General features: G+C 75.3%; 13 protein-coding genes and 1 pseudogene. 10 read left to right on the plus strand and 4 right to left on the minus strand.

Annotated features, from left to right (window positions below):
* Positions 1–50 precede the first annotated feature (50 nt).
* Together OG774_RS21475 and OG774_RS21480 are read right to left on the minus strand one after the other, a co-directional pair.
* Positions 51–482 carry a hypothetical protein gene (locus tag OG774_RS21475; RefSeq protein ID WP_328304175.1) on the minus strand — a complete coding sequence of 144 codons (432 nt, stop codon included), beginning with the start codon at positions 480–482 and terminating at the stop codon, positions 51–53.
* A pseudogene (locus OG774_RS21480) lies at positions 479–1,480 on the minus strand (putative T7SS-secreted protein); the annotation flags it as partial. The pseudogene OG774_RS21480 and the gene OG774_RS21475, both read right to left, overlap by 4 nt.
* A gap of 83 nt (positions 1,481–1,563) precedes the next feature.
* Between OG774_RS21480 and OG774_RS21485 the strand changes: the two are divergent.
* Genes OG774_RS21485 through OG774_RS21500 form a run of 4 tightly spaced genes read left to right on the plus strand, consistent with a single transcriptional unit; the run spans position 1,564 to position 4,173 of the window.
* Positions 1,564–2,040: a hypothetical protein gene (locus tag OG774_RS21485; protein WP_328304177.1), complete on the plus strand. Its 477-nt coding sequence runs from the start codon at positions 1,564–1,566 to the stop codon at positions 2,038–2,040.
* Positions 2,037–2,735 carry an SDR family NAD(P)-dependent oxidoreductase gene (locus OG774_RS21490; protein WP_328304179.1) on the plus strand — a complete coding sequence of 233 codons (699 nt, stop codon included), beginning with the start codon at positions 2,037–2,039 and terminating at the stop codon, positions 2,733–2,735. The genes OG774_RS21485 and OG774_RS21490 overlap by 4 nt, the downstream gene beginning before the upstream one ends.
* The gene (locus OG774_RS21495) at positions 2,732–3,778 is read left to right on the plus strand and encodes an S-adenosylmethionine:tRNA ribosyltransferase-isomerase (RefSeq protein WP_328304181.1); all 1,047 of its coding nucleotides are present in this window, start codon (positions 2,732–2,734) and stop codon (positions 3,776–3,778) included. Before OG774_RS21490 ends, OG774_RS21495 begins: the two co-directional genes overlap by 4 nt.
* Positions 3,775–4,173 carry a hypothetical protein gene (locus OG774_RS21500; protein ID WP_328304183.1) on the plus strand — a complete coding sequence of 133 codons (399 nt, stop codon included), beginning with the start codon at positions 3,775–3,777 and terminating at the stop codon, positions 4,171–4,173. The genes OG774_RS21495 and OG774_RS21500 overlap by 4 nt, the downstream gene beginning before the upstream one ends.
* On the opposite strand, the gene OG774_RS21505 is transcribed toward OG774_RS21500, so the two are convergent.
* Positions 4,170–4,547: a PH domain-containing protein gene (locus OG774_RS21505; RefSeq protein WP_328304185.1), complete on the minus strand. Its 378-nt coding sequence runs from the start codon at positions 4,545–4,547 to the stop codon at positions 4,170–4,172. The genes OG774_RS21500 and OG774_RS21505 overlap by 4 nt on opposite strands.
* Before the next feature lie 117 nt (positions 4,548–4,664).
* Here OG774_RS21505 and OG774_RS21510 point away from each other — a divergent pair, with 117 nt between their 5' ends.
* The 3 genes from OG774_RS21510 (at position 4,665) to OG774_RS21520 (ending at position 6,479) form a co-directional block, all read left to right on the plus strand.
* Complete coding sequence (locus OG774_RS21510; protein WP_328304186.1) at positions 4,665–5,444, plus strand: MerR family transcriptional regulator; 780 nt, start codon at positions 4,665–4,667, stop codon at positions 5,442–5,444.
* Between the two features lie 136 nt (positions 5,445–5,580).
* Positions 5,581–5,910 (plus strand): PE domain-containing protein, encoded by a 330-nt coding sequence (locus tag OG774_RS21515; RefSeq protein WP_328304188.1) that lies wholly within the window; start codon positions 5,581–5,583, stop codon positions 5,908–5,910.
* A complete protein-coding gene (locus tag OG774_RS21520) occupies positions 5,907–6,479 on the plus strand; it encodes a DUF3558 family protein (protein WP_328304190.1) in 573 nt (190 codons plus the stop codon). Before OG774_RS21515 ends, OG774_RS21520 begins: the two co-directional genes overlap by 4 nt.
* Before the next feature lie 155 nt (positions 6,480–6,634).
* On the opposite strand, the gene OG774_RS21525 is transcribed toward OG774_RS21520, so the two are convergent.
* Positions 6,635–7,582, minus strand: coding sequence for a zinc-binding dehydrogenase (locus OG774_RS21525; RefSeq protein WP_328304192.1), 948 nt, complete (start codon positions 7,580–7,582; stop codon positions 6,635–6,637).
* A 175-nt stretch (positions 7,583–7,757) separates the two neighbouring features.
* On the opposite strand from OG774_RS21525, the gene recC reads away from it, so the two are divergent.
* From recC to recD, 3 genes are read left to right on the plus strand one after another with little or no spacing between them, the layout of a single operon-like run.
* Positions 7,758–11,009 (plus strand): exodeoxyribonuclease V subunit gamma, encoded by a 3,252-nt coding sequence (recC, locus tag OG774_RS21530; RefSeq protein ID WP_328304194.1) that lies wholly within the window; start codon positions 7,758–7,760, stop codon positions 11,007–11,009.
* The gene (locus OG774_RS21535) at positions 11,006–14,386 is read left to right on the plus strand and encodes a UvrD-helicase domain-containing protein (protein WP_328304196.1); all 3,381 of its coding nucleotides are present in this window, start codon (positions 11,006–11,008) and stop codon (positions 14,384–14,386) included. Before recC ends, OG774_RS21535 begins: the two co-directional genes overlap by 4 nt.
* Positions 14,383–16,254, plus strand: a complete 1,872-nt coding sequence (recD, locus tag OG774_RS21540; RefSeq protein WP_328304198.1) for an exodeoxyribonuclease V subunit alpha — start codon at positions 14,383–14,385, stop codon at positions 16,252–16,254. The genes OG774_RS21535 and recD overlap by 4 nt, the downstream gene beginning before the upstream one ends.
* The last annotated feature ends 58 nt before the right edge of the window (positions 16,255–16,312 follow it).

The following is a 16,312-nucleotide window of genomic DNA, read 5'->3' on the forward strand; positions in this document are numbered from 1 at the left end:
GCCTCCGTGACCGGCGACGCTACTGCGCGGCGCGATCGCGGGGAACGGGTTCAGGTGTCGCGGGCGGCCTCGATCCGACGGGCGACCTCGTCGCCGGCGGGGGTGTTCTGGAGCCAGCAGATGTTGCCCGGGTCCAGATCCTTCTCGGGGTCCCACCACTCCCGGCGGACTCTGGCGAGGGCCTCGTGGTTGCTCATCGCCCACGGCTCGAACCGCACCGGAGGTGGTCGCGTGCGCTGACCTTCGCCCGACGCCGGCACGGCCGATCCGACCACCTCGAGGTCACCCAGCTGCATCAAGCCGTGGTCGAGGAGGAACTCGATCGCACGCAGGCTCGCCTCGCGCAACGCGACGGGCTCTCGCTCGAGGTACGGGACATCGCCCTGCTCGGCGAGGCTCACCAGAAAACGGAGTTCCGCGAGGCTCACGGCGTCGTAGGTGCCGCGAAGAAGGACCTTCGTCGCGCCGTCGTCCTCGGTCATTGCGGGATGTGGACCTTCCATTGCTCTCCGTCCGGAAGCTTGATGTCGATGGTGCTCCCGTGCTTCGTGCTCTGGCGCAGCCCGATCACCGTGCCATCGTCCAGACGCACGGGTGGCTGTCCCGAGTAGCCGTTCCACTGGACAGGGGAGCCGCCGCCGGCGAGCTCGTCGTAGAGCTCCTCGACGGCCTGGTCGTCGGGAAGCTCGCGGACCCGCTCCTGGGCGCCGGGGACGCCGACGCTCGTCAATTGGTCCGCAGGCGCGAGCGGCACGTCCGCCCCCGCGTCGGCGTCCGCCGCGACGGTGAAGAGCGCGACGCGGTCGTCGCCGACGGCGTGGGCGATCGCGTCCGCCGCGCCGACGCCGGCGATGCCCACGCCCGTCGCGACACCGGCGAGCGACAGCCCGCCGAGGGGTACACCGGCGACCGCACCGACGCCGGTCGCGTCGAGGGCCACGGACCCGACGACGCCGGCGGCGCTGACCGCGGCCAGCGCGCCGCCGCCGACGACGGCCGCGGCGTCCAGAGGATTCTGGAGCAGGGCGTTCCCGACCGAGGCCAGCGCGTTGCCCGCCTCCGCCGCGACCGCGCCCGCCCCGTCGGCGAGCTCACCCCAGAACCCGGCAGCGGCCGGGGCGGCGGCGCAGGCCGCGGTGACCACGGCGGCGGACCGATCGCCGGAGTCCCGCACGTGCTGCCGGGCCTCGGCGAGGAGCCGCTGTGCGTCGGCGCGTGCGCCGTCGCCGGGGTCGACGAACGGCACGGGTACGGCGCCTGCCGCGATCGCCTGGTCGTACTGCGCGCGGGCCGTCGTCGATGCCACCTGCGCCTCGCGCCAGAGCACCACGGCCTCGCCGGCCCGTCCCCGCGCCCACTCCAGCGCGGTGGCGTGGTCGTCGGCGGCGCGGGCGGCCTGGCCGAAGGCCGCGGCGGCGTCCGACCAGCGTCGGGGCTCGGGAGCGAACGCCGCGCGGAAACCGTCCGCGGCCGGCCCGGACCAGCCGCCTGACGTCCCGACGACCGAGCCCGGACGAGGCCTCCTCGAGCGTCAGCGCGTACCGCCGGTAGGTGGCGCCGGCGGTGCGCAGGGCGACGGGGTTGCCGGGGATCAGGGCGGCCACGTCCTCGGTGGCGCCGAGCTGCGGCATCAGCCCCTCCCGGTTCGGGACCCGCACCGCGCACCAGCCCGTCCAGGCCGCGGACGGCTCCGGTGTCCGCCCGCCGGTACCCGGCCTCGGCCGCCGCGAGCCGGTCGGCGACCGCGCGGCCGTCCTCGGCGAGCGCCTCCACGCCCTGCTGCCACCGCGTGGCGAACTCCTCGAACGCTGCACCCAACCGGTCGTGCCCGGGCGCGGACCCGACGCCGTCGAGACGCCCGACCTCGACCTGGTCGACGGTGGCGCGCACGCCCCGGGCCGCCCGGCCCAGCGCCTCGAGGTCGACCGCGTATCCGCCCGCCACGATCGCGAGGCTGGCACGACGACGGGTTCGCCGGGTGCCGTTCCGGAGGAACGCTTGACCTCGACTTCCGTCCAGGTCGCACCGTCGAGCACATGAGCCGACACCAGCCCACAGCACTGATCACCGGCGCGTCCCGCGGGCTCGGGCGCGCGCTCACCGCCGACCTGGCCGGCGACGGCTGGCGCGTCGTCGTCGACGCGCGCCACGGCGACGAGCTCGCCGCCGCCGTCGCCGGCCTGCCCGGCGTCGTCACGGTCCCCGGCGACGTCGCCGACCCCGTCCACCGCACCGCGCTCGCCGAGACCTCCGACGACCTCGGTGGTCTCGACCTGCTCGTCCTCAACGCGAGCCTGCTCGGACCGAGTCCACAGCCCGAGCTCGCCGACTACCCCCTCGACGTGCTCGAGCAGGTGCTGCGCGTCAACGTCGTCGCGCCGCTCGGCCTCGTCCAGGCGCTGCGCCCGCTGCTGCGGCCCGGGGCGCGGATCGTCGCCGTCACCTCCGACGCCGGCGCCGAGGCGATGGCCGGGTGGGGTGGCTACGGCACGTCGAAGGCGGCGCTCGAGCACCTCGGCGCGGTGCTGGCCGTCGAGAACCCGCAGTGGCGCGTGCACGTCGTCGACCCCGGGGACATGCGCACCGTGATGCACCAGGAGGCCTTCCCGGGCGAGGACATCAGCGACCGCCCCGAGCCCGAGACCGTCGTGCCCGGGCTGCGCGCCCTCGTCGACGGCGACCACCCGAGCGGCCGCTACCGCGCCGCCGACCTCACCCCGGCGGTGGCGTCATGACCGTGCTGCCCGCGACGTCCTTCCGGCTCCCGCCCGGCGCGGAGGCCCACGAGCCCCCCGAGCACCGAGGCCTCGCCCGGGACGGCGTGCGGCTGCTCGTCGCCCGTCCCGGCGTCGTCGAGCACCGGCGGTTCCACGAGCTCGCCGACGTCCTCGACCCCGGCGACCTGCTCGTCGTCAACACCTCCGCGACCCTCCCGGCCGCCCTCGACGCCCGGCACCGCGACGGGCGGGCGATGGCGCTGCACGTGGCGACCGACCTCGACGACGGCGACTGGGTGGTCGAACCCCGCCGCCCCGACGGACCGGAGCGCGACGTCGCGGTCGGCGACCGGCTCACGCTGCCCGGCGTCGTCCTCACCCTCGTCGCGCCCTACCCGGACGAGCACGCCCGGCGGCGGTTGTGGCAGGCGCGGCCCTGGCCGGCGGTCGGGAGGGCCGGGTACCTCGCGACCTACGGGCACCCGATCGCGTACGGGCACCTCGCCGGACGGTTCCCGCTCGCGGACCACCAGACCGTCTACGCCACCGAGCCCGGCAGCGCGGAGATGCCGAGCGCCGGGCGCCCGCTGTCCGAGCGGCTGCTCGTGCGCGTGATGGCGCGCGGCGTGACCGTCGCCCCGCTCGTGCTGCACGCCGGGGTGTCGAGCCAGGAGAAGCACGAGCCGCCGACGGCCGAGCGGTACCGGGTGCCGCCGTCCACCGCCCGTCTCGTCAATTCGGCGCGGGCTGCCGGTGCGCGGGTCGTCGCGGTGGGGACGACCGTGGTGCGGGCGCTCGAGACCGTCGCGGCGCCGGACGGGACCGTGTCCCCGGGACACGGTTGGACCGACCTCGTCCTCGGCTCCCACCGCCCGGCGCGGACCGTCGACGGGCTGGTCTCCGGCCTGCACGAGCCGGAGGCGAGCCACCTGGCGCTGCTCGAGGCGGTGGCCGGGCCGGCGCTCGTCGGGCGGGCCTACGACGCGGCCGTGGCGGAGCGGTACCTGTGGCACGAGTTCGGCGACTCGACGCTCCTGCTGCCCTCGGGGGTGGCGTCGTGAGCCGGTCCACGCGGCACGCGCCGCTCCTGCTGCACAACACGATGCGGATCACCGAGGGACACCTCGACGAGTTCCGCGCGGCCGTCGAGCGGGCGGTGGCGTTCGTCGAGGAGCACGGGCCCCAGCTCGCCGTTCAGGTCTTCGTCGACGACGAGCGGCTCGTCGCCCACAGCTTCCAGCTCTACCCGGACTCGGCGGCGATCGTGGAGCACTGGCGCCTGTCCGACCCCTACATCGCGGACGTGATGGAGCACTGCTCGGTCGAGAGCCTGGAGATGTACGGCGAGCCCGAGGAGGACGTCGTCGGGGACGTCTTCCGGCCGGACGTCGCCGGGGATGCGTCGCGCAGCGTGGTGCCGCGGCTCATCGGGTTCGTGCGCGGTCCCGGCGGCTAGCGGACGACGTAGGAGCTGAGCAGCGCCTGGACCTCGTACACGTCGACTCCCTTGCCGAACTGCTTCTGGATCGGCATCGGCGTCCCCGAGAGGAAGATCTTGAGCTCGGCGTCGAGGTCGAAGGTCCCGGCGGTCTCGACGCTGAAGTGCGTGATGCTGCGGTAGGGGATCGTGTGGTACTCGATCTTGCGTCCGGTCATGCCCTGCTTGTCGACGAGGATCAGCCGCCGGTCCGTGAAGAGGAAGGCGTCGCGGACGAGCAGGTAGGCGGCCTGAACCTGCTCGCCGCGGGAGAGCAGACGGCCGTACTCCTGCGCAGCCTGCCCAGGATCGACACGCGATGCGTTCCCGATCAGTCCGTCGAACAGCCCCACGTCGTCCCCCTCGATCGTCCGGCAACGCCCGCGAGACCGTAACGACTCGTATCGTCCGGGGTGGGCTCGAGGTCGGCCCTTGACCCTCACGTGACGGAAGGCCCGAGGGTGGTTGCCATGACCGAGACGGCACCGGGGACGACCACGTGGACGGTGGGCCAGGTCGCCGAGCGTTCCGGGGTGACGGTCCGGACCCTGCACCATTACGACGAGGTCGGGCTCCTGCGCCCGGGCCGCCGGAGCGCGTCGGGGTACCGGCTCTACACCGACGAGGACCTCGTGCGCCTGCAGCACGTCGTCGTCTACCGGCGGCTCGGGTTCTCGCTCGAGGAGGTCGCCGTCCTCCTCGACGACCCCGAGGCCGACGTCGCCGGGCACCTACGCCGGCAGCGCGCCGCGGTCATGTCCCGGCTGGACGAGCTCGGCGAGCTCGTGACGGCCATCGACCGAGCCCTGGAGGCAGAAGTGTCCGGCATCCAACTGACCCCCGCCGAGCAGCGCGAACTGTTCGGCGAGGGCTACAAGGAGGAGTACCAGGAGGAGGCGCGGGAGCGGTGGGGCGACACCGAGGCCTGGCGCCAGTCCCAGCAGCGCACCTCGCAGTACACGAAGGCCGACTGGCAGGCGATGAAAGCCGAGATGGACGACATCCACGGCCGTTTCGTCGCCGCGCTGCAGGCGGGTGAGCCCGCGGACGGGCCGGTGGCGGTGGACGCCGCCGAGGCCCACCGCCAGCACATCACTCGGTGGTTCTACGACTGCCCGGCCGAGATGCACGCGTGCATCTCCGACATGTACGTCTCCGACCCCCGTTTCACGAAGACGTACGAGGACATCGCCCCCGGGCTGGCCCAGTACGTCCGGGACGCGGTGCACGCCAACGCGGAGCGGCAGTAGATCGCTGTCTCGGTGACGAACCCCTGCAGATCTGCGGGGGTTCGTCACCGAACCCTCGATCTTCGCCCGAACCGCACCCACGGCGAGGCGTCGGTGGCTAGCGTGAGCGGTCGGTGATCAGGAGGAGGGCGACGCGATGACCCAACCCGGCGGCGGGTCCTTCGCCGTGGACATCGCCCAGGCGCCGAAGGCGATCCGGGAGTTGGAGCAGGCTCGGGACGAGCTCTTTGCGATTCGGGACGAGGCTCAATCGTTGGGGCAGGTCAATCCTCCGACCCGCGACCAAGTCAGTCTGGACGCAGCCCAGCTTCTCGGACAGGCAGGCGTCGGGGGCCCGACCTCGTTCCAGGCGGCCCTCGACCAGGGCATCACCGAGCTCACTAAGCAGATCGAGGCTCTGCGTGCCGGGTTCGCCACGTACCAGTCGAACGATGAAGCTTCCGCCGCACAGCTGCGCCAACCATGAGGCTCGGCCGTCTGGTCCTTCTGGTTGCGCTCTTGGGATTGACTTCATGCGCCCCGGAAGTCAGGAGCGAGGACGGTCCCCCTCAAGCCCCCCGCTACGGGGCTCCGATTCCTTCCGCTCCGCGTGACGTCCGCCCGTACTCGGATGACCCCTGTGCCGGCCCGCTCGACGCCGCAATGTGGGAGTCACTGGGTTTCTCAGAACGCGGTCTGCGCCGATCTCTCCCGACCCGTGAGGTGGTCTGCCGAAGAGAAGGCCCCAATCGCGAGCGATTCGTCAGCTTCATCGTCGTACCCGGGCGGGACGTGCTCGTCGACACCTATCGGGTGAGGCAGTTCGCCCTCTTTGCTCCGATGACTGTCGGGGGCTTGCCCGCGACACGTGAGCAGGCCTCACCCGAATCGCTCTCGTGCTCCGTCACCGTAGGCACAGCCGAGGGGCAGGGCTTCATCGTGAACTTCGACAGCGCCAGCATCGGATCGAGCGGCGAGGCCCAGAACCCCTGCCGGTTGGGGCAGCAGGTCGCCGAGCGGATCGTCGCCTCCCTCCCACCCCTCCCCGGCAAGTAGCAACCGTGTCCTCAGGACACGGTCCTCTTCTCTCGCCCCACCCCGCGCCCCGTGGCATACCGAAGATCCCGATCCGTGGAGCGAACGCTCCGCTCAGCGGAACGCCCGCTCCGGGATCGCAGATCTTGCCCCGCCACCCCGTCGACGCCCACCGCTCACGGCACCAGCAGCGTCTTCCCCACCGCCGTCCGGGCCGCGATGGCGGCGTGGGCGTCGGAGGCCTTCTCGAGCGGGAAGGTCTGACCGATCACCGGCCGGTAGCGGCCCTCCGCCGCCTCGGCCAGGGTCCGCTCGACGTGTGCTCGCCGGGCCGCGCGGTCGAGGTGGGGGAGGTCGGTCAGGCCCGTCACGGCGATGCCCCGCCGCGCGGCCTCGTCCGGGTCGGGCGACGCGAACTCACCGCCCGCCGTGCCGTAGGAGACGAAGCGGCCGCCGTCGGCCAGGAGCTCGAACCCCGCCCGGCCGAGCGCGCTGCCGGCGCCGTCGAGCACGGCGTCGACGGAGCCGACGCGCGAGGTCCACGACGGGGACCCGTAGTCCACGACCTCCGCGGCGCCCAGCGAGCGGACCAGCGAGGTCTTCACCGAACCCCGCGCCGCCCCGACGACGTGCACCCCGCGCCGCGTCAGCTCCTGGACGAGCAGCACACCCGCGCCGCCGGCGGCCGCCAGGACGAGCACCCGCTCGCCCTCCCGCGCGGCTACGGCGTCGAGCAGCGACCGCAACGTCGGACCGTCGTGGAGCAGGGCCACGGCCTGCTGGTCGGTGAGGCTGTCGGGGATCGGGATCAGCTCCGACTCCGGCACCACGGCCTGCTCGGCGTAGCCCCCGACCGGGATCTCCGACCCGCCCACGACCTGCTTGGTGTCGGCGACGACGCGGCGCCCGGCGCAGGTCCCCGCCACCCCGCTGCCCGGCACGTAGGGCGGGCGGACCGGGAAGAAGTCCTCCGCCCACCCCGAGCGCAGCAGCGTGTCCAGGAACATCACGTCGGACGCCGACGCGACGATCACCGCCTCGCCGGGGCCGGGCTCCGGATCGGGGGCGTCGACGGGACGCAGCACCTCGGGTCCACCGAACTCCTCCACCTGCACGACACGCATGGCCACTCCCTCCGACACGGCGACGCCCCGAGGCTCCGGCGTGAACGAAGGTCGAGGTCAAGAGGGGTTCGTCCCGGGTACCGACACGCCCTCACGAGCCCGGAGGGCGGAGCTGTCGGCCCCCTCGTCTAGCGTCGCGAGCGAGCAGGATCGGGTCGCCGGGGGAGGTGGGGGCGTGCTGCACGTGCACCGCGCGGAGCGCGCCGACCGGCTCGTCGAGGCCCTGGCCGACGTGCTCGCCGACCCGCCGGACGATCCCTTCGCGCCCGAGCTCGTCGCCGTCCCCACGCGTGGGATCGAGCGGTGGCTCGCGCAGCGGCTGTCCCACCGGCTCGGCACCACCGGCGGGGACGACGGGGTGTGCGCCAACGTCGTCTTCCCGTCGCCCGCGGACGTCGTCGGGCGCGTGCTGTCGGTCCCGGACGAGGACCCGTGGCGTCCGGAGCGCCTGGTGTGGCCGCTGCTCGAGACCATCGACGAGTGCGCCGAGGAGCCCTGGTGCGCGCCGCTCGGTGCCTTCCTGGGCGTCGGCGACCAGGGCGACACGCGACGGGGGCGCCGGTTCGCGGCGGCCCGCCACCTCGCCCGGCTCTTCAGCCGCTACGCCGACCACCGGCCCGCGCTGGTCCGGGCCTGGGCGGCCGGGGACGACACGCAGACGCCCGACGACCTGCGCTGGCAGCCCGAGCTGTGGCGCCGGCTGCGGGCGCGGGTGGCGACGGTGAGCCCGGCCGAGACGGTCGCGGACGTCCGCGTGCCCGCCGGCCGGTTCCCGGCGCGCCTCTCGCTGTTCGGGGCCACCCGCCTCTCGGACACCGAGCTCACCGTCCTCGATGCCCTCGCCGTCGACCACGACGTCCACCTCTGGCTGCCCCACCCCTCGCCCGCGCTGTGGACGGGCCTCGAGGGACGCGAGGGCAGCCGGCGCGCCGACGACACGAGCGCGCAGGCCGTGGCACACCCCCTGCTCGCGAGCCTCGGGCGCGACGTCCGTGAGCTGCAGCTGCGCCTGTCCCGCCGGGGACGCGCCGCGCGCACCGACCGGCACCACGCGGCGGCCACGACGCCGACCACCCTGCTCGCCCAGCTCCAGGACGACCTGCGCCACGACCGCGCGCCCGCCGCTCGCCCCGCGATCGACGACGGCAGCATCCGCGTGCACCGCTGCCACGGTCCGGACCGGCAGGTGGAGGTCCTGCGCGAGACGATCCTCGGCATCCTGCGCGCCGACCCGACGCTCGAGCCGCGCGACGTCATCGTCCTGTGCCCGGACATCGAGACGTTCGCCCCGCTGGTCACGGCGTCCTTCGGGCCGGGCGAGGGCGAGGCGACCGCCCACCCCGGCCACCGGCTGCGGGTCCGGCTCGCCGACCGCTCGCTGCGCGAGGTCAACCCGCTGTTCGGCACGCTCGCGACGCTGCTGGACCTCGCCGACGCGCGGGTGACGGCCTCGCAGCTGCTCGACCTCGCCGAGTCCGACCCGGTCCGCCGGCGCTTCCGCTTCGACGACGAGGACCTCCCGCGCCTGCGCGAGCTCGCCGAGCGCGCCGGGGTCCGCTGGGGGCTCGACGCGCCGCACCGCGCGGCGTTCTCCCTCGCGCGCTTCGGCGAGAACACCTGGTCGCAGGGGCTCGACCGCCTGCTGGTCGGCGTGGCCATGTCGGCCGACGGCGGCGACTGGCTGGGCGACGCGCTCCCGCTCGACGAGGTGGACTCCGGCGACGCCGAGCGCGTCGGGCGCCTCGGCGAGCTGGTCGACCGCGTGGGCGCGGTGCTCGAGGACCTGCGCGGCGAGAAGCCACTCGCCGCCTGGATCGAGGCCCTGCGCCGCGGGCTCGACGGCCTCACGGCCACGGTCCCGGCCTACGCCTGGCAGCTCGCGCAGGCGCGCGCCGAGCTCACCGCGGTGCTCGAGAGCGCCCCGCACGACCCGACGATGACGCTGCACGACGTGCGGGCGGTGCTCGCCGACCGCCTCGCCGGGCGCCCCACCCGAGCGAACTTCCGCACGGGCACGCTCACGGTGGCGACGCTGATGCCGATGCGCTCGGTGCCGCACCGCGTGGTGTGCCTGCTGGGCATGGACGACCAGGTCTTCCCCCGCGAGACGCGCGCGGACGGCGACGACGTGCTGGCCCGCGACCCGCGGGTGGGCGAGCGCGACCCCGCGGCCGAGGACCGCCAGCTGCTGCTCGACGCGATCGTCGCCGCCACCGACCACCTGGTGGTCGTCCACTCCGGCGCCGACGAGCGCACCGGGGCGGACCGACCGCCCGCGGTGCCGATCGGCGAGCTGCTCGACACCCTCGACGCCACCTTCGCGTTCGCCCCCACCGCTGAGAACGGCGCCGAGCGGGCCCGCGACCACCTCACGCGGCACAACCCGCTCCAGCCGTTCGACGCGGGCGACTTCGACGCGAGCGCGCCCTTCTCCTTCGACGGCGCCGCCCTCGCCGGCACGCGTGCGCTGCGCGCCGAACGCTCCGCCGTCGTCCCGTTCCTGCCCGGTCCGCTGCCGGCACGCCCGCGCGGGCCGCTCGACGTCGACGACCTCGTGAAGTTCGTCGAGCACCCGGTGCGCGCGTTCCTGCGGCAGCGCCTCGGGGTGTTCGCGCGCGGCGAGGAGGAGGAGACGGCGGAGGCGGTGCCGGTCGAGCCCGACGGCCTCGCACGCTGGGCGATCGGCGAGCGCCTGCTGCGCGACCGGCTCGACGGCCGCGACGTCGCGGCCTGCATGGAGGCGGAACGTCGGCGCGGCGAGCTCCCGCCCGGCCCGCTCGGCGACCGTCTGGTGCGCGACATCGGCCGTCAGGTCGAACCGCTGACCGCCGCCGTCACCGGGCTGCGCGAGGCAGCCGCCACCGACGTCGACATCACCTCGGACACGCTCGTCGGCTCCGTCGCCGGGGTGCACGAGTCGACGCTGGTCACCGTGACGTTCTCGCGGCTGGCGCCCAAGCACCGGCTGCGCGCCTGGATCGGTCTGCTCGCGCTCAGCGCCGCCCACCCGGACCGCACCTGGCGGGCCGTCACCGTCGGCCGCGGCTCCTGGGACAAGCCGACCACCGTCTCCACCCTCGGGCCGCTCGAGCCCGAGGTGGCGCAGAAGGTGCTCGCCGACCTCCTCGCCCTGCACACCGACGGCATGCTCGAGCCGCTCCCGCTGATGTGCCAGACGTCGGAGGCGTACGCCCAGGCGCGGGCGACGAAGGGCGAGAGCGCGGCCATGAACCGGGCGCGCGACAAGTGGACCAACCGCTACGGCGGCGAGCAGGACGACCCCGCGCACGTCCTCGTCTGGGGGCGGCGCCGCCTGCTCGACGACCTCGTCGGGGCGGCGACGGGCGAGGCGCCGAGCCGGTTCGCGGGGCTGGCCACGCGGCTGTGGACTCCGGTGCGCGAGGCCGAGGAGCTGGGCAGCCGATGACCGCGACGCTCACGCGCCCCTTCGACGTCTGCGGCGACCTCCCGAGCGGCACCACGGTGCTCGAGGCCAGCGCGGGCACCGGCAAGACGTACACGATCGCCGCGCTCGCGGCCCGCTACGTCGCCGAGGGCCACGCGACGTTGCCGCAGGTCATGCTCGTGACGTTCGGCCGCGAGGCCACGCGCGAGCTGCGCGAGCGGGTGCGCGGCCGGTTCGTGGCCACCGAGCGCGCGCTGGCCGACCCGGCGGGCGCCCGCCGCCACGACGACCCCGTGATCCGGCTGCTCGCCGTGGGCGACGCCGCCGCCGTGGCCCTCCGACGCGCCCGGCTGGGTGCCGCGCTCGCCGGCTTCGACGCGGCCACGATCGCGACCACCCACCAGTTCTGCCAGGACATGCTCACCGGCCTCGGGATCGTCGGCGACACCGATCCCGACGGCACGTTCGTCGAGCGCATCGACGACGTGGTCACCGAGGTCGTCGACGACTTCTACCTGCGCAAGTACGCCGTCCCCGGCGCGAAGACCCCCGACTTCGACCGCGCCACGGCGCTCGCCATCGGCCAGGCCGTGGTCAACGACCCGGGCGCGCGCATCGAGCCCGGGCGCGACGCCCCCGACGCCGCGGGCGCGCGGGCGGGGTTCGCCGAGGCCGTGCGCGCCGAGGTCGAGAGGCGCAAGCGCGGGCGCCGCTTGTTCACGTTCGACGACATGCTGTTGCGCCTGCACCGCGCGCTGCGCCATCCGCAGCTCGGCGCCGCCGCCCGCGCAAGGCTGCGGGCGCGGTTCTCGGTGGTGCTGGTCGACGAGTTCCAGGACACCGACCCCATCCAGTGGGACATCCTGCGGGCCGCCTTCCACGAGGAGTCCGCGGAGCGGCCGACGGCGCTGACCTTCATCGGCGACCCCAAGCAGGCGATCTACGCCTTCCGCGGCGCCGACGTCGTCAGCTACCTGCAGGCCGTCGAGACCGCCGGCACCCGCGAGGGGCTGACGAAGAACTGGCGCAGTGACGAGCCGCTGGTGCGCGCCCTGGACACCGTCTTCGGCGGCGCCGCGCTGGGCGACGAGAAGATCGTCGTGCCGCGGGTCGGGTCCGCCCACCCGACGCGCAGGCTCGTCGGCGCGCCCCGGCCGGCGCCGTTCCGCCTGCGGGTGCTCCCGCGGGCCGGTCTGCGGGCGCATTGGAAGACCGGGCTCCCGATGGTCGGCCCGGTCCGCGAGCGGATCGCGGCCGACCTGGCGGCCGACGTCGCCGAGCTGGTCGCCGCCGACTCCCGTTGGGAGGACGGCCGGGAGGACCCGTCGCTCGGCCCAGGCGACGTCGCGGTGCTCGTGCGCACCAACGCGCAGGCGGGCCTGGTCCGCGAGGCCCTCGCCGTCGCCGGCGTGCCCTCGGTCCTCGCCGGGGCCACCAGCGTGTTCGCCACCGAGAGCGCCGAGGAGTGGCTCACCCTGCTCGAGGCCGTCGAGCAGCCCGGCCGCACGGGACGGGTCCGGGCGGCCGCGCTCACGGTGTTCCTCGGGCACGCCGCCACCGACCTCGACGCCCACGCCGACGCCGTCCTGCCCGAGGTCGGCGCGATGCTGCGCCGCTGGGGCGCCGCGCTGCACGACCGCGGTGTCGCGGCCTTCCTCGAGGCCGTGGCCGCGGAGACCGGGCTCGCCGCGCGGGTGCTCGCCCGCGTCGACGGCGAGCGGCGCATCACCGACATCCGCCACATCGGCCAGGTCCTGCACGCCGCGGCGGTCGAGTCGCGTCTCGGCGTCGTCGCGCTGGTCGAGTGGCTCCGGGCGCGCATGGCCGAGGCCGCCGCGGGCACCGGCGAGCTGCGTCCCGAGCGCAGCCGGCGCCTCGAGTCCGACGCCAGCGCGGTCCAGGTGCTCACGGTGCACAAGTGCAAGGGCCTCGAGTTCCCGGTGGTCTACGTGCCGTTCGGGTGGGACCGCTGGGTCTCCGACACCCCGACCGTCGTCACCCACCACGACGAGCACGGCCGCCGGGTGCGCGCGGTCGGCGGGCAGGACGACCCCGCGTGGCTCGAGCACGTCGCCGCGGCCCGCGCCGAGGACGACGGTGAGGACCTGCGCCTGCTCTATGTCGCGCTGACCCGCGCGCAGGGCCAGGTCGTGTGCTGGTGGGCGCCCGCGACCACCACCGCGAACTCCGCGGTGCAGCGCCTGTTCCTCGGGCGGCCCGCCCCGGGCACGAGCCCTGACGGCGCGTACCCGGTGGTCGAGGACGAGCGCGTCCTCGCGGAGCTGAGCGTGCTGGCCGGGGACGACATCGCCGTCGAGCGGGTCGAGCCGCGCACGGCCGTGCCCTTCGTCCCGTCCGCGGGACGCGCCCATGCCCTGGCCGCGGCCCCGTTCGACCGCCCCCTCGACCTCGCCTGGCGGCGCTCGTCGTACTCCTCGCTCACCGCCGGGGCGCACGCCGGCGCCCCGATCAGCGAGCCCGAGGAGCGCACGATCGTCGACGAGGACGACCCGGAGGACGCCGCGGCGCCGACCCCCGACGAGGTCGAGCCCGTCCCGTCCCCGATGGCGGACCTGCCCGTCGGGGCGGCGTTCGGGACGCTCGTGCACTCCGTGCTCGAGACCGTCGACACCGCCACCGGCGACCTGCACGCCGCGCTCGCCGCCGCGGCCACCGAGGAGCTGCGGCACCACCCGCACGCCGACGTCGACGCGACGACACTCGCCGACGCGCTCCTGCCGGTGATGCGCACGCCGCTGCCGCGCGGCGGGCCGGCGAGCCTCGCGGACGTCACCCCCACCGACCGGCTCGCCGAGCTCGACTTCGAGCTCCCGCTGGCCGGTGGCGACCGCGCCGGAGTGGACACGCCACTGGTGACGCTCGCCGCCGTCGCGGCGCTCCTGCGCCGCCACCTGCCCGCGGACGACCCGCTCGCCGCCTACCCCGACGCCCTCGAGCACCAGGCCCACGGCCTCGGCGACCAGGTGCTGCGCGGTTACCTCACCGGCAGCATCGACGGTGTCCTGCGCGGCCCGGACGGGCGGTTCGTCGTCGTCGACTACAAGACGAACTGGCTGGGGCCGGTGGGCCCGACCGGTCGCGAGCCGCTGACCGCCGCGCACTACGGGCCGACGGCCATGGCCACCGCGATGATCAGCTCCCACTACCCCCTGCAGGCGATCCTCTACGCGGTCGCCCTGCACCGATTCCTGCGCTGGCGGCTGCGCGGCTACGACCCCGCGACCCACCTGGGCGGCGTGCTCTACCTGTTCCTGCGCGGCATGTGCGGCCCGGACACCCCGGTGGTCGGCGGCACGACGTGCGGGGTGTTCGCGTGGTCGCCGCCGGCCGCGCTCGTCGTCGAGCTCAGCGCCCTGCTCGACGGGGGCCGGCGGTGAGCGCGCCGACGGTGTCCGGTGACCTCCTCGCCGAGGAGGGCATCCGCTTCGCGACGCGGGCCACGGGCCTGCTCGCCGCGTTCAACGCGCGCGGTGTCCTGGCGCCGACCGACGTCCACGTCGCGCGCCGTCTCGGGCGCCTCGGCGGCGAGGACGACGAGCAGGTCCTGCTCGCCGCCGCCCTGGTGGTGCGCGCGCTGCGGGCCGGGTCGGTGTGCCTGGACCTCGCCGCCGTCGACCGGACGGTGCTGGCCGAGGGCGACGAGGTCGTCGACACCTCGGACCTGCCGTGGCCCGACCCCGCCCCGTGGACCGCGGCCGTCGCCGCGTCGCCCCTGGTCGCCGACGACGCCGCCACGGCGACCGGGCGCCCGTTGCGGCTGGTCGACGGCCTGCTCTACCTCGACCGGTACTGGCGCCAGGAGGAGCAGGTCCGCGCCACGATCGCGCAGCGCGCCGCCGCCCCGCCCCCGGAGGTCGACGAGGAGCGGCTCCACGTCGCGCTCGACCGCCTCTTCCGCGCCCGGGAGGGTGGTGAAGGCGCGCCCGACGACGCGCAGCGCCGCGCCGTCGCCGTCTGCACCCTGCGCTGGACCAGCGTGCTCGCCGGCGGCCCCGGCACCGGCAAGACCACCACCGTCGCGACGCTCCTCGCGGTGCTGCGCGACCAGGACCCGTCGCTGCGCATCGCGCTGGCGGCCCCCACGGGCAAGGCGGCCGCGCGGCTGTCGGAGGCGCTCGCCGAGGTCGACCTCCCGGACGCCGACCGCGCGCGCATCACGGGGCTCTCCGCCTCCACGATCCACCGCCTGCTCGGGCCGATCCGCGGGTCGTCGCGGTTCCGGCACGACCGCCACCGGCACCTGCCCTTCGACGTGGTGGTGGTCGACGAGACGTCGATGGTGTCGCTGACGCTGATGGCGCGGCTGCTCGAGGCCGTGCGCCCCGACGCCCGGCTCGTGCTCGTCGGCGACCCCGACCAGCTCGCCTCGGTCGAGGCGGGCGCGGTGCTCGGCGACCTCGTCGCGGCCCCCGCCGACCCGGAGCCGGTGTTCGACCGGGCCCTGGAGCGCGTCGGCGCGCCGGGCCCGCCGGTGCGGGGCGGGGTGACGGTGCTCGACCGCACCTGGCGGTTCCACGGCACCATCGCCACGCTCGCCGCCGCGATCCGCGAGGGCGACGCCGACGCCGCGGTCGCCGCCCTGCGCGCCGGGCACCACGACGTGGTGTTCGTCGAGGACGCCGACCTCACCACCCGCGACCCCGGCGGCCTGCGTGAGCTGCGCGAGGAGGTCGTCGGCGGCGCCGGCGAGACCGAGCTGGCCGCGCTCGACGGCGACGCGTCGCTCGCCCTCACACGCCTCGACGAGCACCGCCTGCTGTGCGCGCACCGGCGTGGCCCGTGGGGCGTCACCCGGTGGGCCGCCGACGTCGAGCGCTGGGTGCTCGAGGCCGGACCCGTCGCCGACCGTGACGAGGAGTGGTACCCCGGACGTCCGCTGCTGGTGACGGCCAACGACCACGACCGCGGCATCTACAACGGCGACACCGGGGTGGTGATCTCCACGGCCCGGGGTGCTCGCGCGGTGTTCGCCCGCGGCGGGGCGCCGGTGGAGATCGCGCCGGCCCTGCTCGACGGCATCGCGACCGTCCACGCAATGACCGTGCACCGCGCCCAGGGCAGCCAGTTCGCCCGCGTCTCGGTGATCCTGCCGCCCGCCGAGTCGCCGCTGCTGACCCGTGAGCTGCTCTACACGGCGGTCACCCGCGCCCGCACGAAGGTGCGCCTCGTCGGCAGCGAGGACGCCGTCCGGGCTGCGATCGCCCGCCCGATCGGACGGGCCTCGGGGCTGCGCCGACGCCGGTGACGGCCGCGCCGACGGCTCTGGCCGCGCGCCGGGATTGACGACGCCGCCACCCGTATGG

The organism is Actinomycetospora sp. NBC_00405 (genome assembly GCF_036044095.1).
GTDB classification, from domain to species: Bacteria; Actinomycetota; Actinomycetes; order Mycobacteriales; family Pseudonocardiaceae; genus Actinomycetospora; species Actinomycetospora callitridis.

Excerpts from the sequence above, each read along its gene's own strand:
- OG774_RS21475 (WP_328304175.1), bottom strand. The coding sequence starts at position 482 with ATGACCGAGGACGACGGCGCGACGAAGGTCCTTCTTCGCGGCACCTAC.
- OG774_RS21490 (WP_328304179.1), top strand. The coding sequence starts at position 2,037 with ATGAGCCGACACCAGCCCACAGCACTGATCACCGGCGCGTCCCGCGGG.
- OG774_RS21495 (WP_328304181.1), top strand. The coding sequence starts at position 2,732 with ATGACCGTGCTGCCCGCGACGTCCTTCCGGCTCCCGCCCGGCGCGGAG.
- OG774_RS21510 (WP_328304186.1), top strand. The coding sequence starts at position 4,665 with ATGACCGAGACGGCACCGGGGACGACCACGTGGACGGTGGGCCAGGTC.
- OG774_RS21515 (WP_328304188.1), top strand. The coding sequence starts at position 5,581 with ATGACCCAACCCGGCGGCGGGTCCTTCGCCGTGGACATCGCCCAGGCG.
- OG774_RS21520 (WP_328304190.1), top strand. The coding sequence starts at position 5,907 with ATGAGGCTCGGCCGTCTGGTCCTTCTGGTTGCGCTCTTGGGATTGACT.
- OG774_RS21525 (WP_328304192.1), bottom strand. The coding sequence starts at position 7,582 with ATGCGTGTCGTGCAGGTGGAGGAGTTCGGTGGACCCGAGGTGCTGCGT.
- OG774_RS21535 (WP_328304196.1), top strand. The coding sequence starts at position 11,006 with ATGACCGCGACGCTCACGCGCCCCTTCGACGTCTGCGGCGACCTCCCG.